We start from the raw sequence: 1,555 nt of genomic DNA on the forward strand, positions 1-1,555 counted from the left end.
CTATAAGAACTAATTTAGTATTACCAAAAATCAATTCGTCACCACCGAAGGCATATAGAAATGAAACTGGTAGTGAACCAATAAGTATGCATAAGGTTTTGTTTTTCAATGAAATTTTCAATTCTAAAGCGGCGTAATTGACAAGTAATGTTGGCAACATGGGAATCGCGTAGCCGATACTTAGACCAATTCTTGGATGGCGCATGTTCCTTAAACGGTCTGCTAAAGATCTAAAGCGACTTGGTTTAACTTTATGAGGGAATGATCCAAGAATATTAATGGCTAATAGATTTCCAATAACAATTCCACAAATATTGATACCGAATCCAAGCCAGCGTCCAAAGCATACGCCTGATAATATAGCAATGGCTGAGATTGGTACACCAGGAATTGCCGACCCAATAGCAATCACTGCCATAAATATAACGGCGTTATGTTTACCTTGGCTTCTTAAAAGAGTAATTAAGGTTTGACGATTAAAAGTATAATTGAAAAAATTCTCAATTATATCACGATAGTTAAACCAAAGAATTGTAAATAAAGTTATGAAAATAACGAAACCAATAGTAATAAAGAAAATTTTATGACGGAGTTTCATGGCAATACATCAGAATTGGAGTTAATAAATCCAACTTAGCATAAATATAAAGAAAAGTGATAATGAATTTAATATTTCTATAAATTCATTATCACTTTTTATTATTAGATTAGTCTTGTAATTCACGAATAGCCAAGGCAAAATCACCCATTGTAGCTGAGCCATTATTCTTAACTTCAGGCATCGTGATGTATTTGTCTAAGGCAGGTACTTCAATATAATTGTTCAATAATTCTTTAAATTGAGTACGAACTTTTTCTAGGAATGCCTCACTAACAACGCCACCACCAAAGACAATTTTGTCAGGTCTTAAAATTAAAGTGGCTTGAATGGCTGCTTGAGCAACATAGTAAGCCATGATATCCCAAACGTGATCAGTAAGAGGAACATCTTTACCAGGCTTGCCAAGACGGGCATCAAAGGTAGGACCAGCAACAAGACCTTCCAAACAGTCGCCGTGGAAAGGACAGATACCCTTAAAATCAAGATCGTCAGGATGACGTTTTAAGAAAGTATGACCCATTTCAGGATGTCCCATATTACCGATGAATTTACCATCAGAAATGGCACCAGCACCTACACCAGTACCAATAGTGTAATAAACTAGTGAATCGATTTTTTCATTAGATAATGTTGACATAACATACTCACCATAAGCTGAACCATTAACGTCTGTTGTCCAAAACATTGGGACATTTAGACTTTTTTTCATTGTTCCAATGAAATCAGTATCTTTCCAGCCTGGTTTAGGGGTTGATGTAATGTAACCATATTTAGGTGAATTTTTACGTAGTTCTATGGGACCAAAAGAAGCAATTCCTAAGGCTTCAATATCAAATTGTTTAAAGTAATCAATGGCTTTTTGTAATGTTTCTTCAGGTGTAGTTGTGGGAAAGTGTACGCTATCTTTAATGCGATAATCTTCATCACCAACGGCACAGACAAACTTTGTCCCAC

The 1,555-nt window shown here is 35.4% G+C and carries 2 protein-coding genes; both read right to left on the minus strand.

Features of this window, described 5'->3' with window-relative positions; all coding sequences use genetic code 11:
- Window positions 1-598: TVP38/TMEM64 family protein (locus tag FHL06_RS12840; protein WP_153386980.1), on the minus strand; the 598-nt coding region annotated here is incomplete at its 3' end.
- Window positions 599-707: 109 nt separating this feature from the next.
- Window positions 708-1,555: fructokinase ScrK (gene scrK, locus FHL06_RS12845; RefSeq protein WP_153386982.1), on the minus strand; the 848-nt coding region annotated here is incomplete at its 5' end.

The sequence above is a fragment of the Companilactobacillus halodurans genome (assembly GCF_009600985.1).
GTDB lineage: Bacteria > Bacillota > Bacilli > Lactobacillales > Lactobacillaceae > Companilactobacillus > Companilactobacillus halodurans.